We start from the raw sequence: 20454 nt of genomic DNA on the forward strand, positions 1-20454 counted from the left end.
CTCAGGTCAGTTCGCTGATCACCTCCTGGGCGGCGCGGGCCCCTTCGGTCGCGCCGCCCTCCATGAAGCCCTGGAAGTCGTAGCTGGTGTGCTCGCCCGCGAGGCGGATGTTGCCCTGCGGGGTGCCCTCGTAGCCCGCGTACCGGTGCAGGTAGCCGATGGGCCAGTAGGAGTACGCGCCCAGGCTGTGGGGGTTGCGGTGCCATGCGGAGAGCTGGGCCCTGCCGGTCCAGCTCTCCGACGTTCCGGGGAAGAACGCGTCGATCTCCCGGACGCGCCGGGCCGCCAGGCCGCGTACGTACGGGTCGGACTCGGTGGCGAAGGGGGTCGCCGGGGTGAGCGCCCCGGCCAGGCGTCCGCTGCCGAACTGGACGAGGATTCCGCCGCCGCCGGGCTGGACCTTGGTGGTGTCCCAGGTCTGCTGGACGTCGCCGTCGGTGAAGCAGTCGCCCGCCGAGACCCCGGGCCAGGGCCCGGCGCCGCGCCAGGGGCGGGCGGAGAACTGCATGTTGAGCTTGGTGCAGACGCCCATGCGGGCGTCCCGGACGAGGTTCGTCATCCGGGGGTCGAAGCCCGCCCGGGAGAGGTCGAGGCGCTGGAGCACCGGCAGCGGGACGCACAGCAGGGTGCGGTCGGCGGTGACGGTGGTGGTCGTCCCGGCGTCGGTGAAGGTCAGGGTCTGGGTGCCGTCGGCGTTGGCGCGTACCGCCGTGAGCTGCTTGTGGTGCTGGAGGGTGCCGGGCGGCAGGGCGGCGGCGATGGCGCGCGGGAGCCGGTCGTTGCCGCCGGTGATGCGGTAGCGCTCGTTGGACAGGCCCCAGATGTTGAAGTGGCCCGGATTGGTCTGGTAGCCCATCAGCAGGACGAGGGCGAGCGCGGACTGCTCGGTGGTCTCGGCCCCGTACTCGACGTTGTACGCCACGTCGAAGAACCGGCCGAGCGGGGAGGTGTGGCCGCCGGGGACGCGGGTCTCGATCCACTCGTACAGGGACATGGTGTCGAGGGCGGTGCCGGCGGGGGTGGTCCGGTTCCACCTCACCTCGCCCGCCTCGCCGAGGTCGCGGCGCAGGGACTGGTGGACGGCCTTGAAGTCCTCGTCGGCCCGGGCGCGCGGGTAGTACGCGCCGTTGAACCACAGCACCTCCTCCGCCCCGTTGGGACCGCCGCCGAGGAAGTCCTCGGTGCGCAGGCCGAAGCGGCGGCACAGCTCCAGGATCTTCTTGTGGCCGGTGTCGATCAGCTCGCCGCCGATCTCGGAGAGCTGCCCGGCGCCCCAGTGGGCACGCTGCGTCCACATGCGGCCGCCGACCCGGTCCGGGTTCGCTTCGTACAGGGTGCAGGGCAGGCCCGCGTCCTGGAGGGTGAGCGCGGCGGTCAGCCCGGCGATGCCCGCGCCGACCACGGCGATCCGGGGCGCGTCGCCCCGCACGGCGGCGGGCGTCGCCGCCGCTGCCGGGGCGGCCCGGTGCGCGAGCGCCACGCCGAGGCCGAGCGCGCCGGCCCGCCGCAGCAGGTCGCGCCGGGTGGCGCCCCGTACGTCGGCGACGGGCATGTTCAGGCGGTCGGCGGCCCGGTGCTCGGCGACGAGCCGGCGCAGGGCACGCATCGCGGGGGTACGGGGGGCGGGTGCACGCGACATGGCGGGACTCCTCGGTGAGAGGGGACGGGAAGGACGGTCCCGGCGCGGGAACGACCGCGCCGGGGCCTTGTGCCAGGTGCGGGTCAGACGGTGGTGGACCGCGCGGCGGGGCCGGGCTCGGCGGCGCGCTCGGCGGCGTCCTCCAGCACGATCCGGCCGATGACGGCGTACCGCTCCGGACGCCTGGCCTTCAGGTAGAAGCCGAGGCCGAGGCCGCCGAAGAAGACGGTTCCGACGATCCACGGGATCGCCGCGAAGAAGAGCGAGTCGGCGGCGAGCCCGGCGGCCGTCTCCATGTTCACGACCAGCAGCACGACGACGGCGATCATGCCGATCCCGCCCAGCAGCGGCGCGGTGAAGGTCCTGAACCAGTGCCGGTCCTCGGGGTGGTTCCGGCGGAAGTAGCCGATCACCGCGAACGAGCACAGCGTCTGGACGATGAGGATCGCCATCGTGCCGAGGATCGCGAGCAGCGTGTAGAGGTGGACGTACGGGTCCTGGCCCGTCAGCCAGAACGCGCCGACCAGCACCACCGCGATCCCCGACTGCACGAAGGACGCCACGTACGGGGAGCCGTGCGCGGCGTGCGTGCGCCCCAGCGCCGGGTGCAGGAAGCCCTCGCGCCCGACGGCGTACAGATAGCGCGACGCGCACTGGTGGAAGGCCATGCCGCAGGCGAAGGAACCGGTGAGCAGCAGCCACTGGAAGGCGCTGACGGCCCAGCCGCCGATGAAGGTGCGGGCCGGGTCGAAGAACAGGTCGAGCGGGCTCGCGGAGGAGGAGACCCGCACCGCGCCGGCCAGGCCGTTGCCCGCGATCGTCATCCAGGACACGTAGATGTAGAACAGCCCGACGCCGATCACCGAGATCAGGGTGGCGCGCGGGATGACCTTCTTGGGATCGCGGGACTCCTCCCCGTACATCGCGGTGGATTCGAAGCCCACCCACGACCAGAAGGCGAAGAACAGCCCGAGCCCGGCGGAGGTGCCGGTGAAGGCGCCCGCCGGGTTGATCGGCTCGACGGGGATGCCGTCGGGGCCGCCGCCCGCCAGGAGCACCGCCGTGGCGACCGCGAACAGCACGGCTATCTCGCCGACCAGCATCACGCCCAGCGCCTTCGCGGTGAGGTTGATGTCGAAGTACGACAGGGCCGCCGTCACCGCGAGCATGAGGGCGGCGTACAGGACCCACGGGAGGTCGACGCCGAGCTGCGCCGCCATGGTGGTCTGCGCGAAGTAGGCGAAGATCCCGACGATGGACGCCTCGAAGACGACGTACGCGAGGACGGCGAGCATCCCGGAGGCCATTCCGGCGACGCGGCCCAGGCCGTGCGAGATGTAGCCGTAGAAGGCGCCCGCGGCGGTGATGCGCTTGGCCATGGCGACGTACCCGACCGAGAAGACCGTCAGCACGAGGGTGGCGAAGAGGTACCCGGCGGGCGCGCCCGTGCCGTTGCCGAAGCCCACGGCGATGGGGAGGTTGCCGGTCATGGCGGTGATCGGGGCGGCGGTGGCGACCGCCATGAAGACGACGCCGACGAGACCGACGGAGTTGGCCTTGAGGCGGTTCACCTGCGGTGGTGTGCGGTCGGGCATGGGTGCGCTCATTCCTCTGGTCCGGGACGTGCCGTACGGGTCGTGGAGGGGGCGGCGATGCAGTCTCCCGCCGCGTGACGTACGCCACAATCGGCAACCGGTCGTTCAAATGGCCTCGGCGCACGACGAGTTGTCGGGGCGGACGGCCCGGGGACGCCCGCTGTGACCGGCGGGTGATGTTCCTGGAACAGGCGCGCGGGTACCGTCCCGGTCCATGGACACGCAGGGCGGAATCACCGTGCAACGGGCGCTGGAACTGCCGGGACTCCGCAGCGGACTGCCCGAGGTCGTGGCGGGCGCGGACCGGCTGACCCGGACCGTGCGCTGGGTGCACGCCGGGGAGGTCCCCAACATCGCCTCCCTGCTCAAGGGCGGCGAGCTGCTGCTGACGACCGGCCTGGGCCTGGGCACCCGCCCGGCGGAGCAGCGCGCCTTCGTGCGCAGGCTCGCCGAGCGGGGCATCGCGGCGCTCGTCGTGGAGCTGGGCCCGCGCTTCAGCCGGCTGCCCGCCACGCTGGTGGAGACCGCGCGGGCGGCCGGGCTGCCGCTGGTGCAGCTGCACCGCGAGGTGCCGTTCGTGTCCGTCACCGAAGAGGTGCACACCGAGATCGTCAACGGGCACTACACGCTGCTGCGCCGGGCCGAAGAGGTGCACCGCCGCTGCACGGAGGCGCTGCTCGGCGGGGGCGGGGTGCCGCAGGTGCTGGGCATCCTGGCGGACTTCACCGCCAACCCGGTCTTCCTGGAGACCGCCGACGGACAGCTCCTGTACGCCGCCGGGCCCGCCGCCGGGGACTCCGGGGCCGACCCCCTCCAGGTCTGGGAGGGGCTGCGCGGCCAGCGCGAGGCCCGCGAGTCGGGGCCGCCCGCGAACGGGGTGCTGGTGGACGTGCCCGGCGGGGGCCACGGGGCGGGCTCGGTGCGGGCCCGGCTGGTGCTGCTCGGGGTGGCGCATCCGCTGCTGCCGGTGCACCGGATGGCGGCGGAGCGGGCGGCGGACATCCTGGCGGTGGTCCTGATGCAGGCCCGGCAGGAGGAGGAGCTGGCCGCGCGCGGACGCGGCGACTTCCTCACCGACCTGGCACAGGGCCGCATCTCGGCGGACGAGGCCCCGGCGCAGGCCCGGGTGCTGGGCTTCAAGCCCGGCGAGGGGCCGCTGCTGCCGGTGGTGATGCGGCTGGCGGCCGAGCTGTCGCCGTCGGGGAACTGGGCGGTGCTGGCGCGGGCGGTGCTGGAGGAGCTGGCGTCGGTGGGCGTGCCGGTGCTCCTCGGCGTACGTCCCGTGGAGGGGCGGGTGCCGCTGCTGCTGGGGCTGCGGACCGAGTCGGAGCGCACCGCCGTCGCCGACCGGGTGGCCGCCGCCCTGCGCGCCGGCGTGGAGCGCGCCGGGCTCGGCCGGGCGGGCGCGCACCCGCCGGTCGTGGTGGTCGGGGTCGCGGGCGGCTGGGCGGCGGCGTCGGCGGGGCTGCGGCACGCGGCGGAGACGGCGACGGCGGCGCAGGGGCTGCACGACCGGCCCTGGTACGACGCCCGCCGCCTGGACATCGACCTGCTGCTGTGGCGGCTGCGCGACCATCCGGACCTGGCGGCCTTCGTGGACCGGGCGATCGGCCCGCTGCGCGACCACGACAAGGCGTCGCGCCCGCCGCTGCTGCCGACCCTGGAGACGTATCTGGCGCACGCGGGCCGCAAGGCGGAGACCGCGCGCGAGCTGCACCTCAACCGGCAGACGCTCTACAACCGGCTGGCGCGGATCTCGGAGCTGCTGGGCACCGACCTGGACGATCCGCAGACGGTGCTGGCGCTGAGCCTGGCCCTGCGGGCGCGGCGGCACGCCTCCTAGGCCCGCGGGCCCTCCGCCAGGGGTCAGCTCTGTCCGGTCAGCTCTGCCCGGTCAGCTCGTCGTACACGCTGAGCACCTGCGCCACCGTCTCGTCCTCGGTCGGCCAGGTGGCCGCCTGCCGCAGTCCCTCCTCGGCCAGCGCCGCCCGCCGGTCCGGGTCGGCGAGCAGGGCGAGCACCGTGCTCGCGAGCGCCCGCGGATCTCCGTACGGCACGAACTCGGCGGCCCGGCCGACCAGTTCCGGGATGCCGCCGACCCGGGTGGCCACCAACGGGACGCCCGCGCGCAGCGCCTCCTGCGCGAGCACCGAGCGCGCCTCCCACCGGCTGGGCAGCACGGCGACGTCGGCGGCGGCGAGGAGTTCGGCGATGTCGTCGCGCCGCCCCAGCAGGCGCACCGGCAGGTCCTCCGCCTCGATCCGGCGCTGGAGCGCGGCCCGCTCACGGCCCTCCCCGGCGATGGTGACCAGCGGGGCGGGGTCGAGATCGCGCCAGGCCCGGGAGGCGTCCAGCAGGACGTCGTAGCCCCGGTGCGGCACCAGGCTGCCGACGGCCATCAGCAACGGCCGCTCCACCGCGCCCAGTTCGGCCCGCGCCTTGCTCTCCCGGAACTCCTCCGGAGGCCGCGGCGCGGGCACCGTCACCGGTGCGAGGCGCGCGTCCCTGGCGCCCCGGCTGCGGGCCCGGTCGACGAGGTCGGACGAGGTGCCGAGGACGACGGCGGCGGCCCGGGCGGCGCTGCGCTCCATGAGCCGTACGACGTGACCGCGCGGCCCCTCCGCGTGGGCCCTGGTGTGCCAGGTGACGACGAGCGGGACCCGGCCGCCGTGTCCGGTGCGCGGGCCCGGCGCCCCGTCCCGGCGCGCCGCCCGCCCGCTCAGCGCGAACGCGGTCCGCACGGCGGCGTGCAGGCCGTGCGCGTGGACGACGTCGGCGCCGCCGCACGCGGACCGCAGCGCCGCCACCGCCACCGGGTCGCCGCGCCGGGGGACGGTCACCACCTCGGCGCCCACGTCCGCGAAGCCGTAGGCGCTCTCCAGTTCGGCGGGGGCGCACACGGTGACCCGCACGCCCCGTGCGACGAGCCCTGCGGTCAACGACCTGACGTGCGCGCTGCTGCCCGCGCTGCCGCCGCCGAGGACCTGGACGGCGCTCAACTGCGACTGTCCGTACGGCGGTGGCGGGGTGCTGCTCACGGTGGTGGGTGCTCCTGAAGTGGGGGCCTCGGCCGGGGCGGCGCGGGTGCTGGTGCTGGTGCTGGTGCTGGTGCTGCCACGGTGTTTCTGTTGCGCTGGTGCTCGTGCTGCGCGCGATGCGCAGTACGGCGCCAAGGATGCCAGCCGGCCGGGCCGTTGGGGCACCGCACATGCCCCGGTCCTTTCACTTCACGCCCGGTACCACCCGCACGAGTGACCGCCCGTTCAGCAGGCGCCCGCCGCGCGGCTGACCCGGTCGCCGCAGGCCGCCGCCGTGACCAGGGCGGTCGCGTGCAGGACGAGTCCGGTGCGCCCGTTCCCGGCGGCGATCGCCGCACCGAGGGCGGCGCCGAGCGCGTGCGCGCCCGTGTCGCCGATCATCGTGCGCCTCCCGAAATCGTCGTCGAACACGGCCGCGGCGAGCGCTCCGGCCGCACCGCCCCCGAGGAGCCCGGGAGCACCGAGCGCGAGCACGGTGCCGACGGCGCGCCCGGGGCGTACGTCGACGAGGTTCACCAGGTGCGCGGTCCCCGCGACGACCACTCCCGCGAGCACCCGGTCCACGACACCGTCCTTGAGGAGTGCGCCCGCGGCCAGCCCGGCGGCGCCGATGCCGAGCAGCTTGACGCCGCCGCTGGTGATCTCGCCCTGCCGCAGCGCGCCGAGGTGCGCGCGGAAACCCCTGCGCGGGTCGTCGCGCCCCGCCATGTCGTCGTACGCCCCGCAGCCCCCGGCGGCGAGCACCGCGAGCACGGCGGCCGCCCTGGCGCGTACCGGGACGGCGGACGACGCGGCCACGGAAGCGGCGGTCCCGAGGGCGGTGGCGGGACCGGCGTACAGGTCGACGACCGCGCCCTCGAAGTTCTTCCGCTCCCACAGCGCGGCCTCCCCCGGCGGCCACCGCCGCATCCCGGCCCGTACCGCCAGCGTCGCTCCCACGGCGCCCAGCACCCCGGCGACGCGCCCGCCCGAGCTCCTGGCCGAGGGGGCGCGCCCGCCCAGGCTCCCGGTCCCGGCGGCGCGCCCGCCCAGGCTCCTGACCACGGCGGCGCGCCCTCGCCCCCCGGCCGTCACCTACGCGTCCGCCCTCGCCGTCGCGAGCAGTTCCTCCGCGTGCGCGCGCGCCGTCTCGGAGTCCTCCTGGCCCGCGAGCATCCGCGACAGCTCCCGCACGCGGTCCTCGCCCTCCAGCACGGTGACACCGCTCCTGGTGACCGAGCCGTCGTTGGTCTTCTCGACCAGCAGTTGCCGGTCGGCGAACGCCGCCACCTGCGGCAGGTGCGTCACCACCACCACCTGCGCCGACTTCGCCAGCTTCGCGAGCCGTCGGCCGACCTCCACGGCCGCCTTGCCGCCGACGCCCGCGTCGACCTCGTCGAAGAGGTACGTCGGCACGGGGTCCGACCCCGCGAAGACGACCTCCACCGCGAGCATCACCCGGGAGAGCTCACCGCCGGACGCGCCCTTGCCGATGGGCCTGGGGTGCGCGCCCGGGTGCGGGGCGAGCAGCAGCTCCACCTCGTCGGCGCCGGAGGAGCCGTACTGGACCGGGCGGCCGTTGACCTCGATGCCGTTGGCCGGGTCCTCGGTCTGGCGGATGTCGATGGACACCCGGGCGTGCGGCATCGCCAGCGACGCCAGCTCCGCGGTCACCGCGTCGGCGAACCGGGCGGCGGCCTCGGTGCGGGCGTCGGTCAACGCCTGCGCCAGCAGGGACAGTTCGCCGCGCAGGATGTCGCGCTCGGCGGTCAGCTCGCCGATCCGGTCGTCGTCGCCGTCCAGTTCGGTGAGCCGGGCGGCGCCCTCCTGCGCCCAGGCCAGCACGGCGTCGATGTCCGAGCCGTACTTGCGGGTGAGCTGGGTGAGGGCGGCCCTGCGCTCCTCCACGGCGGCCAGCCGCAGCGGGTCGGCGTCCAGGTTGTCGGCGTACCCGGCCAGCTCGCCCGCCACGTCGCCCAGCAGGATGCCGATCTCGCCGATGCGCTCGGCCAGCGCCGCCAGCGCCGGGTCGTGCGCCCGTACGGCGTCCACGGCCCGCTGGGCGCCCGCGACGAGGGTGTTGGCGTCGACGCCCTCCGGGTCCTCCGGGTTGCCCGCGAGGGCCGCGTGGGCGAGGGCGGCGGCGGAGGCGAGCGCCTCGGCGTGCCCCAGCCGCTCGGCCTCGGCGGCGAGTTCCACGTCTTCGCCGGCCAGCGGCTCGACGGCGGCGATCTCCTCCAGGCCGAAGCGCAGCAGATCGGCCTCCTGGGCCCGCTCCCTGGCCCGCGTGGTGATCTCGTCCAGCTCGGCGGAGACGGCCTTCAGACGCCGGTGGGCGCTCACGTACTTGGCGTGCGGCACCGAGACGGCGTCGCCCGCGTACCGGTCGAGGGCCTGCCGCTGCCGGGACGGCCGCAGCAGCCCCTGCTGGTCGGTCTGCCCGTGCACGGCCACCAGGTCGTCGGCGAGTTCCGCGAGCAGGCCCACCGGCACCGAACGGCCGCCGAGGTGGGCGCGCGAACGCCCCTCGGCGGAAACCGTCCTGCTGACGAGCAGCGCCCCGTCCTCGATCTCGGCCCCGGCCTCCTCGGCGCGCAGCGCGGCGGGTTCGCCGGGGCGCACCGTGATCCGCCCCTCCACCACCGCGGCCTTGGCCCCGACCCGTACCAGGGCAGCGTCGGCCCGGCCTCCGAGCAGCAGCCCGAGACTGGTGACGACCATGGTCTTGCCCGCTCCGGTCTCGCCGGTCACCGCCGTGAAGCCGGGTGACAGCTCGACGACAGCGTCGTCGATGACTCCGAGCGACCGTATCCGCATCTCCTCCAACACGGACACGACCTTACGAGGTCCGGAGCCCCCCGTGCGACGACCCCTGTCCGCCGCCCTCCCCCGGAGCGGTGCGGAACCCGGGGAAATCCCCGCCCTGATCTCTGCGGCCTGTGTCATGGTGCGCGCCTGCCCGGCCCGCGGGGTTCCGATCGCGAAGCGGGTGACGTGGCGGCCGTCCGGTTGATCGGTTCCATCTACATGTCGATTTTCGCGGCGTCGTCCGCACGAAGCGGCGTCCGCACGAAGCGGCGTCCGCACGAGGCGGCGTCCACGCGCGGCGGCCGCGCGAGCGCACGCCTGCGCGGTCGCCGTGGTTCGGCTCGGCCTGCCGGCCGGCGCGGCCCCGCCTCAGTGCGGCGCGCCCCGCCATCCGGCCACCGGCAGCGCGAACTTGGCCACCAGACGGTCGGTGAACGACGCCTGGTGCAGCCGCGCCAGCCGTACGGGAACGGCTCCCCGGCGCACCTCCACGCGCGCCCCCGACGGCAGTCCCACGGTCCGGCGGCCGTCGCACCACAACACCCCGTCCGGCGTGTGCGGCTGCACCTCCACCGCGAGCACCGACGACGGCGAGGTCACCAGCGGCTTCGCGAACAGCGCGTGCGCGCTGATCGGCACCATCAGCAGCGCCTCCACCTCCGGCCACACCACGGGGCCGCCCGCCGAGAAGGCGTACGCGGTGGAACCGGTCGGTGTCGCGCACACGATGCCGTCGCAGCCGAAGCCGGTGACGGGCCGCCCGTCGATCTCCAGCACCACTTCGAGCATCCGCTCCGGCGAGATCTTCTGGACGGCGGCCTCGTTCAGCGCCCAGTCCTCGTGGACGACCTCACCGTTGTTGTGCACCAGGACGTCGAGCGTCATCCGCTCCTCGACCTCGTACGAACGGGTGACGACGCGGTCCACCACCTTGTCCAGGTCGTCCCGCTCGGCCTCCGCGAGGAAGCCGACCCGCCCCAGGTTGACGCCCAGCATGGGCACCCCGGAGGCACGCGCGATGTCGGCGCCGCGCAGCAACGTGCCGTCGCCGCCCAGCACGATCAGCAGCTCGCAGCCGTCGAGCACGTCCGGGGTCGCCTCGACGACCGTCTCCACCGACGAGGGCAGCGGCAGGTCCACCGCCTCCGACTCCAGCAGGCGCACCCCCAGGCCGCTCCTGAGCAGCCCCTTCACGACCAGCTCGGCGCTGCGGACGGCCGCGGGCCGCCCGGTGTGCGCGAGCAGGAACACGGTCCGCTCCGCCGTCGGCTCCAGCACGCGCGCCGGCTCCAGCACCTGCTCCGGTTCCGGTACGCGCACCGGGTCCGGCCCGTCCGACGTTCCGGTCGTCCCTGTTGTCGTCACTGGGGCCCCTCCGCCACTGCACGATCGACATCCGCCGGGTCGAGCTCGGGTGCTCCGGCCCTCAGCCACAGAAAGTACTCGACGTTCCCCGAGGGGCCGGGCAGCGGACTGGCCGTCACGCCCCGCACCCCGAGCCCGAGTTCCCACGCCTGCCGCGCCACGTTCCGTACGGCGCCGGCGCGCAGCTCCGCGCTGCGCACCACTCCCCCGCTGCCCAGGCGCTCCTTGCCCACCTCGAACTGCGGCTTCACCATCAGCACCAGGTCCGCGTCCGGCGCGGCGCACCGGGCGAGCGCGGGCAGCACGAGACCCAGCGGAATGAACGACAGATCGCCCACCACCAGGTCCACCGGCACCCCGTCGATCGTCTCCGGGGTCATCTCGCGGACGTTGGTGCGGTCCTTGACGGTGACCCGCTCGTCGGACTGCAACGACCAGGCCAGTTGCCCGTACCCGACGTCCACCGCGACCACGTGGCCCACGCCCGCCCGCAGCAGTACGTCCGTGAAGCCGCCGGTGGAGGCTCCCGCGTCCAGCGCCCGCCGGCCCGCGACCTCCAGGCCCAGCGGGGTGAAGGCGGCCAGCGCCCCGGCCAGCTTGTGGCCGCCGCGCGACACGTAGTCGGGGTCGTCGTCGTCCTGGCGCACCACCAGGGCCGCGGCCGTCTCGACCTGCGTCGCGGCCTTCGTGGCCACCGTCCTGCCGACCGTGACCCGGCCCGCGGCGATGAGCTGGCTCGCGTGCTCCCGCGAGCGGGCGAGCTTCCGGCGGACCAGCTCGGCGTCCAGGCGGCGGCGTGCCACTCCTGCCACGTGCGTTCAGCTCCTGTTGTCGTGCGGTGAAGCGGGGGGCGCCGGAGGTCCCGGGCGTGCGTCGAGTGCGGTCAGCGTCTCGCGCAGCCCCCGGTGTACATCCTCGTACACCTCGATGTGTCCGTCGGCCGTGAGGTGGTCGACGTCGGCCAGCCGCTCCAGGTGGGCGTCCACCTCCGGCTGCCCCGTCGGTTCGCGCACGACGCCGAGCGGGGCCGGGGCGGCCGGGTCGTACGCCACCATGCCGCCGGCCCCGCCGCCCGTGTCCTCGCCGGCTCTCGTGTCCTCTTCGTCCATGGTCATGACGCTACCGCGAAGGCCTGCGGTACGGTCGGCCGTGATGGCGACCTTGCAGGAGTGCCGCGAAGCACTCGACAGACTCTCGGAGAACCTCACCCGCTCCGACCACGACGGCGTGCGCGGCGCCGCGGCCTTCGACCGCACGCTCAGCTGCCACGTCACCGACCTCGACACGACCTTCGCCGGCCGTCTGTCGGACGGCCGGATCACCGTGGCGGACACCCGGCCGGGCCCGCCGCGGGAGCGCGCGCAGATCCGCCTCGCGATGGCGGGCGACGACCTGGTCGCCCTCGTCGACGGCGAGCTGAACTTCGCGAAGGCGTGGGCGTCCGGCCGCGTCCGCCTGGAGGCGGGCTTCCGCGACCTGCTGCACCTCAGGAAGCTGCTGTAGCGGCGGCGGTACGCGCCTTCCGCGCGGCCGGCACCACCAGCGGCGTCCCCGTCTCGGGGTCCTCGATCACCTGGCACCTCAGCCCGAAGACCCGCTCCACCAGCTCCGCCGTGACAATCTGCGACGGCGCGCCCTCCGCGACGACCTCGCCGTCGCGCATGGCGATCAGGTGGGTGGCGTAACGGGCCGCGTGGTTGAGGTCGTGCAGCACCGCCACGAGCGTGCGCCCCTGCGTCTCGTGCAGCTCCGCGCACAGGTCGAGTACGTCGATCTGGTGCTGGATGTCGAGGAAGGTGGTCGGCTCGTCCAGGAGCAGCAGCGGCGTCTGCTGGGCGAGGGCCATGGCGATCCAGACCCGCTGCCGCTGCCCGCCGGACAGCTCGTCGACGTACCGCTCGGCGAGTTCGCCCACCCCGGTGGCGGCCATCGACTCCTCGACGATCCGCTCGTCCTGCGGCGACCACTGCCGCAGCAGCCCCTGGTGCGGGTAGCGGCCGCGGGCCACCAGGTCGGCGACGGTGATGCCGTCGGGCGCGACCGACGACTGCGGCAGCAGTCCCAGCGTCCTGGCGACCTTCTTCGCGGGCATCGACTGGATGACCTGGCCGTCCAGCAGCACCCGCCCCCGCGCGGGCTTCAGCATCCGCGACAGGGCGCGCAGCAGGGTGGACTTGCCGCAGGCGTTCGGGCCGACGACGACGGTGAAGGAGTTGTCCGGGATCGTCACCGAGAGGTCTTCGGCGATGACGCGCTCGTCGTAGCCGAGCGTCACGGATTCCGCGGCGAGGCGCTGCATGGGCGTCGTACTCCTCTGGTCGTGCTTCGTCAGGTCGTTCCGCGACAGACCGGCCTTCGTCAGGTCCTGCTGCGTCAGGTCGCGCTGCGTCGGGTCGTTCCGCGTCGGGTCGTTCCGTGTCGGGTGCGGGCCGCCGCCCGCCGGGAGCGTCACAGCCGTCCCGCCTTGCGCTCGGTCACCAGCAGCCACAGCAGATAGCAGCCGCCGACCACACCGGTCACCACGCCCACCGGCAACTGCCGCTCGCCGAACGCCGACTGGGCCGCCCAGTCCGCCACCACCAGCAGCATCGAGCCCATCAGCGCGGAGGCGACCAGATTGGGCCCCGGCGCCCGCGTCAGCCGCCGGGCGACCTGCGGCGCGCTGAGCGCGACGAAGACGATCGGCCCGGCCGCCGCCGTCGCGGCGCCCATCAGCAGCACCGCGAGCACGATCAGCACCACCCGGACCCGCTCCACGGGCACGCCCAGGGCGAACGCCGCGTCGTCCCCCATCTCCATCATCCGCAGCGCCCGCCCGTGCCGCAGTACCAGCGGTACGAGCACCACGCACGCCACGGCCATCGGCCACACCTGCTCCCAGCCGCGCCCGTCCAGCGAACCGGTGAGCCACACCATCGCCTCGGTGGCGTCCGCCAGATCGGCCTTGGTCAGCAGGTACTGCATGACGGCGGTCAGCATGGCGGCGGCCGCGATGCCGACCAGCACCAGCCGGTAGCCGTGCACCCCCCGCTTCCAGGCGAGCAGATAGACCAGCACCCCCGTGATCAGGCAGCCGACGAGGGAGCCGACGGCGATCGTCCAGTTGTTCCCCTGGAACAGCACGATCACCACCAGCGCGCCCACCATCGCGCCCTGGCTGAAGCCGAGCATGTCCGGGCTGCCGAGCGGGTTGCGCGAGACCGACTGGAAGACCGACCCGGACAGCCCCAGCGCCGCGCCGACCAGCAGCGCGGTCAGCACCCGAGGCAGCCGGACGTCCAGGACGATGAACTCCTGCGCCATGGCGCCGTTGCCCAGCAGCGTCTGGACGACCTCCCCGGGCGACATCGGGAAGTCGCCGCCGCCCCCGAGGACGAGCGCCACCGCGACGGCCAGCGCCACGACCCCGGTCAGCAGCGTCAGGACGCCCGCCCGGACGTCGTACCGCACCGAGAGCCCGCCGGCCCGCAGCGCCCGTGCCCTCTTGTCGCCCGCGCTCGCCTTCGCCTTCACGGGCGGGCGCGGGTCCCTGTCGATGCTCACATCTGCCCCATTCGCCGGCGCCGCACGAGGTGGATGAAGACGGGCCCGCCGATGAGCGCGGTCACGATCCCGACCTGGAGTTCGGCGGGCCGGGAGACGACCCGGCCGACCACGTCGGAGCCGAGCAGCAGCACGGGCGCGAGCACGGCCGCGTACGGCAGGATCCACCGCATGTCGGGGCCGGTCACCGCCCGCACGAGATGCGGCACCATCAGCCCGATGAAGACGATCGGCCCGCACGCGGCGGTGGCCGCGCCGCACAGCAGCGTCACGGCGGTCATCGACAGCACTCGCGTACGGGTCAGACGCACCCCGAGCGACCGCGCGCTGTCCTCGCCCATCTCCATGGCGTTCAGCGGCCGTGCCAGGACCAGCGCGAGCACCAGCCCCGCCACGATGAAGGGCCACACCTTCCCGACGACCGCCATGTCGGCGGACGCCAGCGACCCCACGGTCCAGAACCGCAGGCGCTCCAGGGCCGCCGAATCCAGCAGTTGCACGGCGTTCACGTACCCGAAGAGCGCGGCGGTCGCCGCCGTCCCGGCCAGTGCCAGCCGCACGGGCGTGGCCCCCCGGCTGCCCCCGAGCACGTACACGACGGCGGAGACGACCGCCGCCCCGAGGAACGCGAACCACACGTACCCGGTGAGCGAGGTCACCCCGAAGAAGCTGATCGCGCTGACCACTGCGGCGGAGGCCCCGGCGTTGACCCCCAGGACCCCCGGCTCGGCCAGGGGATTGCGGGTCAGCCCCTGCATCACCGCGCCGGCCGTGCCGAGGGCGGCGCCGACCAGGATGCCGAGGACGGTGCGCGGCACCCGGACGTCCTGGACGATGACGTCGTTCCCGGTCCCGGAGTAGTGCCACAGCCCGTGCCACACGTCCCCGAGCGGAACGTTCTTCGCCCCTACCGCGATGCTCGCCAGCACCACCAGCACGAGCACGCCCAGGGCGACGAGGAGCCCGAGCGCCCGACCGGCATTCCGTTTACGGCCCGACGCGGGAGCGGGGCGGTGCTCCACGCTCTGATCAGGGCCACTCTCAACCAACACCAGGTAAGGCTAGCCTAGCCTCACCCTTCTCTCGGCCGCGGTGGGCGGCGGAGCCGCCGCGAGAGGCCGGAACCGCCGGGCAGGAGGACGGCCCGGCAGGGGAGGCGTCCCAAGAAGTCGGAACGGCCGGGTCCAGGAGACGGCCGAAAGAGGCGGAACAGCCCGGCCAGGAAGCGACCCACCGCAGCAGCACAACCCGCCAGGGCGGCGGCCCCTCCCGCTCCCGACCCCTCGAAAGCCTCCGCCCCCCCCGTCCGCCTACAGCTCTCCCCTACGCCAGCCCCACCTTCTCCACCGCCTCCCCCACCTCCAGCTCACACGCCCCGTCCCCCGCCCGTCCCCACGCCACCGCGCACATCGCCCGCAGCCCGTCCATCGCGGCCCCCTCCCCCTCGACCACCAGCGCCTCCCCCTTCACCGAAGCCGTCCACCCCCCGCAGCCGAACCCGTCCCCCTTCTCCACCACTTCCGGCTGCCCCGCCAACAGCCCCCGCAGATCCGCGTCCACGTACGTCGGCCGGTACTTCGCCTCCGCCCTCAGCAACTGCACCGCGTCCGTCACCCCGGTGAGCACCAGCAGCGAATCCACGCCCCCGACGTTCGCCCCCTCGATGTCCGTGTCGAGCCGGTCCCCCACCACCAGCGCCCGTTCCGCCCCGGTCCGCAGAATCGTCTCCCGGTGCATCGGCGGCAACGGCTTCCCCGCCACCTGCGGCTCCGCCCCCGTGGCGATGCGTACGACCTCGACCGCCGCCCCGTTCCCCGGCGCGATCCCCCGCGCGCTCGGAATCGTCAGGTCCGTGTTCGACGCGAACCACGGCACACCGGCCCTGATCGCGTACGACGCCTCCGCGAACCGGCTCCACGGCAGGTCCGGCCCGCCGTACCCCTGCGCCACCGCCACCGGCCCGTCGTCCGCCGACTCCACCGGCACCAGCCCCCGCTCCCGCAGGGCGACCCGCAGCCCCTCCCCGCCGATCACGAGCACCCGCGAGCCCTCCGGCACCTGCTCCGAGATCAGCCGCGCCACCGCCTGCGCCGACGTGATGACGTCCCCCGCCTCCGCCGGAACCCCGAGCTCCGTCAGATGGGCGGCAACGGCCTCCGGGGTCCGCAGCGCGTTGTTCGTCACGTACGCGAGATGCATCCCGCCGTCCCGCGCCGCCCCCAGCGCGTCCACCGCGTGCGCGATCGCCTCGCCCCCGGCGTAGACGACCCCGTCGAGGTCCAGGAGCGCCGTGTCGTACGCCTCGCTGAGCGCCTTCCCGCTCCTGCTCGGACGGGTCCTGACCCCAGCCCCGCCGTCGGCCCCGGCCTCGGTCCTGCCCTGCCGCTCACCCATGCTCATCCGCTCCTCGTTCCACTGTCTTTCCCCCGATCATCACCCATCCGCCCACCCCACTTACGATGCATCAATGACCACACCAGGGCCGGACGGGGACCACGGCCTGCGACTTGTCCCCCTGCGCGGACTCCGCTACGTCCCGGAGGCCGTCGGCAGTCTCTCCGCCGTCACCTCTCCGCCGTACGACGTCGTGGTCCGCCCCGACGGCCTGCTCCACCTGGAGTCCGCGGACCCGCACAACATCGTGCGGCTGATCCTCCCGCAGGCGGACACCGCCACCGCCCGCCACCAGCAGGCCGCCCAGACGCTCCACGACTGGCTCGCCGAGGGCATCCTCGCCCCCGACCGCGTCCCCGCCCTGTACGTGTACGAGCAGTCCCGCGACGGTCTCCTCCAACGCGGCCTCATCGGCTCCCTGGCCCTCTCCTCCCCCGAGGAGGGCGTCGTCCTCCCCCACGAGGACGTCATGCCGCACGTGGTGGAGGACCGCGCCGCCCTGATGCGCGCGACGGCCGCCAACCTGGAGCCCCTCCTCCTCACCTACCGGGGCGCTCCAGGCCCGGCCGACACCGCGTCCGTGATCGACCGCACGGCCGCCCGCCCCCCGCTGCTGGCTACCACCACCGAGGACGGCTTCCACCACCGCCTCTGGGCGATCACCGACCCGGCCGAGATCGCCGAGACCGCCGCCGGCCTCGCCGGCCACCAGGCGCTCATCGCCGACGGCCACCACCGCTGGGCCACCTACCTGCGCCTCCAGCAGGAGCACGCCCCCGCCCCCAGCCCCTGGGACTACGGCCTGGTCCTCCTGGTCGACACGGCCCGCCACCCCCTCCAGGTCCGCGCCATCCACCGCCTGCTGCACCGCCTCCCGGTGTCCGAGGCGCTGGCCGCGGTGGGCGGTTCCTTCCGCGTACGACACCTGGACGCGCCCCTTCCGGAAGCCATGGCCGCCCTCGCCGATTCGGCCGCGCACGGCAACGCCTTCCTCCTCGCGGGCGACGGGTCGTACCACCTCCTGGACCGCCCCGACCCGGACCTCATCGCCCGCACGGTCCGCGCCGACCGCCCGGCGGCCTGGCGCACCCTGGACGCGTCCGTTCTGCACGAGACCCTCCTCGCCCATGTCTGGCACGTCCCGGACGCCCCCGAGGACATCGCCTACATCCACGACACCGAGGCCGCCGTGGAACAGGCCGAACGCAACGACGCCACCGCCGTCCTCATGCACCCGGTCCGCGAGGAAGTCGTACGGGACCTGGCCCGCCAGGGCGTCACCATGCCCCGCAAGTCCACGTCCTTCGGCCCGAAGCCCGCCACCGGCCTGGTCCTGCGCAGCCTCACCGTCGACTGACCCGCCCCGGCCACGCACGACCCACCGCACAAAAAAGGGCGGCACCCCGGAGTCCCGGAGTGCCGCCCTCTCTCACACTCAGCCCTTGTCGGCCTCGCGCTCATCGGACGCGGACGCCCCGGCCTCCTCGGAGGCCACCACGGGCTCCTCCTCGACCGGCACCTCGACGACGTCCTCGGTCACCTCGGCCTCCTCGGCCTCGGCCACTACGGGCTGCTCGTCCTCGTGGCCCTCGTCCAGCGCGTCGACGAACTCGACACCGTCGAGCTCGGCCAGCCGGTCGGAGGCGTCCGTCGTGCCGTCCTTGTCCGCCTCCACCGCCTTGGCGAACCACTCACGCGCCTCGTCCTCGCGCCCCGCCGTCAGCAGGGCGTCGGCGTACGCGTACCGCAGTCGCGCCGTCCACGGCTGTACGGAGTTGGACCCCAGCTCGGGACCCTGCAACGTGACGATGGCGGCATCGATCTGCCCCATGTCGCGCCGGGCGCCCGCCGCCACGAGCCGCATCTCGACCTGTCCGGCCTTGTCCAGCTTCTGCACCTCGGGCTCGCCGGCCATGGCCAGCGCACGCTCGGGACGGCCGAGACCGCGCTCGCAGTCCGCCATGACGGGCCACAGGTCCACGGTCCCGGTCATCCGACGGGTCGCCCGGAACTCGGCGAGCGCCTCGGTGTAGCGCTGCGTGGAGTACGCGGCGAAGCCGGCGGCCTCGCGCACCGCGGCCACCCGCGACGCCAGCCGCAGGGCGATGCGCGAGTACGCGTACGCCTCCTCCGGCTCGTCGTCGATGAGCTTGGCCACCATCACCAGGTTCCTGGCAACGTCCTCGGCGAGGGTCTTGGGCAGGCTCATCAGCTCCTGACGCACGTCCGGGTCGATCTCGTGCCCGGTGACGTCGTCCGGAATCGGCAGCCGCTTGATCGGCTCACGGTCCCGGTCCTCGCGCCGGAAGCCGCCGCGGTCGCCGCCCCGGTCATCACGCCGGTCGTCGCGCCCGCCGCGGTACCCGCCCCGGTCCCCACCGCGGTCGTCCCGGCCACGGAAGCCACCGCCGGAGCGGTCGTCCCGACGCGGCCCCCGGTCGTCCCGACGGTCGTCGCGGCGGAATCCGCCCCGGTCACCGCTCGGTCGGTCGTCCCGGCGGAACCCGCCCCGCTCGTCGTCACGCCGGGGCGCACGGTCGTCGCGCCGGAAGCCGCCGCGGTCGCCGCCCCGGTCGTCCCGACGCTCGAAGCCGCCACCGGACCGGTTGTCGTCCCGACGGAAACCGCCCCGGTCACCACCGCGATCGTCCCGGCGCTCGAAGCCACCCGGACGCCCACCACCGGAACGGTTGTCGTCCCGACGGAAACCACCGCGGTCACCGCTGGGCCGGTCGTCACGGCGGAACCCACCGCGGTCGCCGCCACCCCGGTTGTCGTCCCGACGCTCGAAGCCACCCGGACGCCCACCACGGTTGTCATCGCGACGGAAACCGCCACGGTCACCGCTGGGCCGGTCGTCACGGCGGAACCCGCCACGGTCCCCACCGGAACGGTTGTCGTCCCGACGGAACCCACCACGGTCGCCACTCGGCCGGTCGTCACGGCGGAAACCACCGCGGTCCCCAGTCGGCCGGTCGTCCCGGCGCTCGAAGCCGCCACCGGAACGGTTGTCGTCCCGACGGAACCCACCACGGTCCCCGCTGGGCCGGTCGTCACGGCGGAAACCACCGCGGTCCCCACCGGAACGGTTGTCGTCCCGACGCTCGAAACCACCCGGACGCCCACCACGGTTGTCATCGCGACGGAAACCGCCGCGGTCGCCGCTGGGCCGGTCGTCACGGCGGAACCCGCCACGGTCCCCACCACGGTCATCGCGCCGGTCGTCCCGACGCTCGAAACCGCCGCCACCGCCACCGGGACGGCCGCCACGGTCGTCACGTCCACGGAAACCGCCACGGTCTCCGCCCCCGGAACGGTCGTCACGGCGGAAGCCGCCGCCACCGCCCCGGTTGTCGTCACGGCGGAAACCGCCGCCGGACGAGTTGCTGTCGTCACGCCGACCGTAGCCACCGCCGGCCGGACGGCCACCACGGTCGTCACCGGACGGACGGCCGCCACGGTCGTCGCGACGGTCCCCACCACGGTTGTCGTCGCGGCGGAAGCCACCGCGGTCCCCGCTGGGCCGGTCATCGCGACGGAAGCCACCCCGGTCGTTGTCACGACGGGGGCCGCGGTCGTTGTCACGACCACCGCGGTATCCGCCCCGGTCACCGCTGTTGTCACGGTGACGCGGCTCGCGCTCCGGACGATCGTCAGGAGAGTTGGTGGACATGGGTGACTCCTAGTCTTCGGGCAACGCAGTCATTCTCGCGCAGTCGGACATCCGACGCGCTTCGGGCAGGAAAAACAAAAAGGACCCTTGGTCCCAGCATGAACGCTGGGACCAAGGGTCCTTTTGAAAGATTGTTCGGCGGCGTCCTACTCTCCCACAGGGTCCCCCCTGCAGTACCATCGGCGCTGAAAGGCTTAGCTTCCGGGTTCGAAATGTAACCGGGCGTTTCCCTAACGCTATGACCACCGAAACCCTATCGGTTTCGAGCGAACAAGCACACTCTTCAATTAAGTGGGTTCTGCTCTTACCAGCAACTGTTCGTTGCTTCAGAACTAACACAGTGGACGCGAGCAACTGAGGACAAGCCCTCGGCCTATTAGTACCAGTCAGCTCCACCCGTTACCGGGCTTCCACATCTGG

At 74.0% G+C, this 20454-nt stretch carries 16 protein-coding genes, 1 rRNA gene and 1 pseudogene; 3 read left to right on the plus strand and 15 right to left on the minus strand.

The genetic code is table 11. The annotated features are described in order from the left end of the window. Position 1: 1 nt before the first annotated feature. Both ACIP93_RS21465 and ACIP93_RS21470 read right to left on the minus strand, forming a co-directional pair. A complete protein-coding gene (locus tag ACIP93_RS21465) occupies positions 2-1639 on the minus strand; it encodes a flavin monoamine oxidase family protein (RefSeq protein ID WP_401760993.1) in 1638 nt (545 codons plus the stop codon). An 83-nt stretch (positions 1640-1722) separates the two neighbouring features. Further along, complete coding sequence (locus tag ACIP93_RS21470; RefSeq protein WP_401760995.1) at positions 1723-3234, minus strand: APC family permease; 1512 nt, start codon at positions 3232-3234, stop codon at positions 1723-1725. A 214-nt stretch (positions 3235-3448) separates the two neighbouring features. Between ACIP93_RS21470 and ACIP93_RS21475 the strand changes: the two genes are divergently transcribed. After that, positions 3449-5077, plus strand: a complete 1629-nt coding sequence (locus ACIP93_RS21475) for a PucR family transcriptional regulator ligand-binding domain-containing protein (RefSeq protein WP_345224389.1) — start codon at positions 3449-3451, stop codon at positions 5075-5077. A 37-nt stretch (positions 5078-5114) separates the two neighbouring features. On the opposite strand, the gene ACIP93_RS21480 is transcribed toward ACIP93_RS21475, so the two are convergent. From ACIP93_RS21480 to ACIP93_RS21505, 6 genes are all read right to left on the minus strand, one after another. After that, positions 5115-6272, minus strand: coding sequence for a glycosyltransferase family 4 protein (locus ACIP93_RS21480; RefSeq protein WP_345224388.1), 1158 nt, complete (start codon positions 6270-6272; stop codon positions 5115-5117). 225 nt (positions 6273-6497) lie between these two features. Continuing rightward, complete coding sequence (locus ACIP93_RS21485) at positions 6498-7274, minus strand: hypothetical protein (protein ID WP_401761044.1); 777 nt, start codon at positions 7272-7274, stop codon at positions 6498-6500. A 72-nt stretch (positions 7275-7346) separates the two neighbouring features. Continuing rightward, a complete protein-coding gene (recN, locus tag ACIP93_RS21490) occupies positions 7347-9086 on the minus strand; it encodes a DNA repair protein RecN (RefSeq protein WP_401760997.1) in 1740 nt (579 codons plus the stop codon). 342 nt (positions 9087-9428) lie between these two features. Then, positions 9429-10334: an NAD kinase gene (locus ACIP93_RS21495; protein WP_345226608.1), complete on the minus strand. Its 906-nt coding sequence runs from the start codon at positions 10332-10334 to the stop codon at positions 9429-9431. 86 nt (positions 10335-10420) lie between these two features. Beyond that, complete coding sequence (locus tag ACIP93_RS21500; RefSeq protein WP_380837822.1) at positions 10421-11236, minus strand: TlyA family RNA methyltransferase; 816 nt, start codon at positions 11234-11236, stop codon at positions 10421-10423. Between the two features lie 6 nt (positions 11237-11242). Then, positions 11243-11479: a hypothetical protein gene (locus ACIP93_RS21505; RefSeq protein ID WP_345226605.1), complete on the minus strand. Its 237-nt coding sequence runs from the start codon at positions 11477-11479 to the stop codon at positions 11243-11245. Positions 11480-11576: 97 nt separating this feature from the next. Here ACIP93_RS21505 and ACIP93_RS21510 point away from each other — a divergent pair, with 97 nt between their 5' ends. Then, positions 11577-11927, plus strand: a complete 351-nt coding sequence (locus ACIP93_RS21510; protein ID WP_401760999.1) for an SCP2 sterol-binding domain-containing protein — start codon at positions 11577-11579, stop codon at positions 11925-11927. On the opposite strand, the gene ACIP93_RS21515 is transcribed toward ACIP93_RS21510, so the two are convergent. From ACIP93_RS21515 to ACIP93_RS21530, 4 genes are all read right to left on the minus strand, one after another. Beyond that, positions 11911-12723, minus strand: coding sequence for an ABC transporter ATP-binding protein (locus ACIP93_RS21515; protein WP_401761046.1), 813 nt, complete (start codon positions 12721-12723; stop codon positions 11911-11913). The two genes, ACIP93_RS21510 and ACIP93_RS21515, sit on opposite strands and share 17 nt — an antisense overlap. A gap of 149 nt (positions 12724-12872) precedes the next feature. After that, entirely contained in the window at positions 12873-13961 is a 1089-nt protein-coding gene (locus ACIP93_RS21520; protein WP_380837907.1) for a FecCD family ABC transporter permease, read from the minus strand. Between the two features lie 2 nt (positions 13962-13963). Further along, a complete protein-coding gene (locus ACIP93_RS21525; RefSeq protein ID WP_401761001.1) occupies positions 13964-15019 on the minus strand; it encodes a FecCD family ABC transporter permease in 1056 nt (351 codons plus the stop codon). Between the two features lie 271 nt (positions 15020-15290). Then, entirely contained in the window at positions 15291-16361 is a 1071-nt protein-coding gene (locus ACIP93_RS21530; protein ID WP_401761003.1) for an HAD hydrolase-like protein, read from the minus strand. Between the two features lie 73 nt (positions 16362-16434). Here ACIP93_RS21530 and ACIP93_RS21535 point away from each other — a divergent pair, with 73 nt between their 5' ends. Beyond that, a complete protein-coding gene (locus ACIP93_RS21535) occupies positions 16435-17718 on the plus strand; it encodes a DUF1015 domain-containing protein (protein WP_401761005.1) in 1284 nt (427 codons plus the stop codon). A 78-nt stretch (positions 17719-17796) separates the two neighbouring features. Here the strand turns inward: ACIP93_RS21535 and ACIP93_RS21540 are convergent, their stop codons facing one another. The 3 genes and pseudogenes from ACIP93_RS21540 to rrf all read right to left on the minus strand — a co-directional run bounded on the left by ACIP93_RS21540 (position 17797) and on the right by rrf (position 20284). Further along, positions 17797-18570, minus strand: a complete 774-nt coding sequence (locus ACIP93_RS21540; RefSeq protein WP_380837901.1) for a hypothetical protein — start codon at positions 18568-18570, stop codon at positions 17797-17799. A gap of 498 nt (positions 18571-19068) precedes the next feature. Further along, a pseudogene (locus ACIP93_RS21545) lies at positions 19069-19923 on the minus strand (hypothetical protein); the annotation flags it as partial. 244 nt (positions 19924-20167) lie between these two features. After that, positions 20168-20284: ribosomal RNA gene (gene rrf / locus ACIP93_RS21550) — 5S ribosomal RNA — on the minus strand. Positions 20285-20454: the final 170 nt, after the last annotated feature.

This window comes from Streptomyces sp. NPDC088745 (assembly GCF_044751045.1).
GTDB classification, from domain to species: domain Bacteria; phylum Actinomycetota; class Actinomycetes; order Streptomycetales; family Streptomycetaceae; genus Streptomyces; species Streptomyces cremeus.

What these genes read in the sequence shown, in the direction of transcription:
- ACIP93_RS21530 (WP_401761003.1), bottom strand. Translation starts at nt 16,361, where the DNA reads ATGGGTGAGCGGCAGGGCAGGACCGAGGCCGGGGCCGACGGCGGGGCT.
- ACIP93_RS21510 (WP_401760999.1), top strand. Translation starts at nt 11,577, where the DNA reads ATGGCGACCTTGCAGGAGTGCCGCGAAGCACTCGACAGACTCTCGGAG.
- ACIP93_RS21465 (WP_401760993.1), bottom strand. Translation starts at nt 1,639, where the DNA reads ATGTCGCGTGCACCCGCCCCCCGTACCCCCGCGATGCGTGCCCTGCGC.
- ACIP93_RS21515 (WP_401761046.1), bottom strand. Translation starts at nt 12,723, where the DNA reads ATGCAGCGCCTCGCCGCGGAATCCGTGACGCTCGGCTACGACGAGCGC.
- ACIP93_RS21505 (WP_345226605.1), bottom strand. Translation starts at nt 11,479, where the DNA reads ATGGTGGCGTACGACCCGGCCGCCCCGGCCCCGCTCGGCGTCGTGCGC.
- ACIP93_RS21475 (WP_345224389.1), top strand. Translation starts at nt 3,449, where the DNA reads ATGGACACGCAGGGCGGAATCACCGTGCAACGGGCGCTGGAACTGCCG.
- ACIP93_RS21540 (WP_380837901.1), bottom strand. Translation starts at nt 18,570, where the DNA reads ATGAGCCTGCCCAAGACCCTCGCCGAGGACGTTGCCAGGAACCTGGTG.
- ACIP93_RS21535 (WP_401761005.1), top strand. Translation starts at nt 16,435, where the DNA reads ATGACCACACCAGGGCCGGACGGGGACCACGGCCTGCGACTTGTCCCC.
- ACIP93_RS21470 (WP_401760995.1), bottom strand. Translation starts at nt 3,234, where the DNA reads ATGCCCGACCGCACACCACCGCAGGTGAACCGCCTCAAGGCCAACTCC.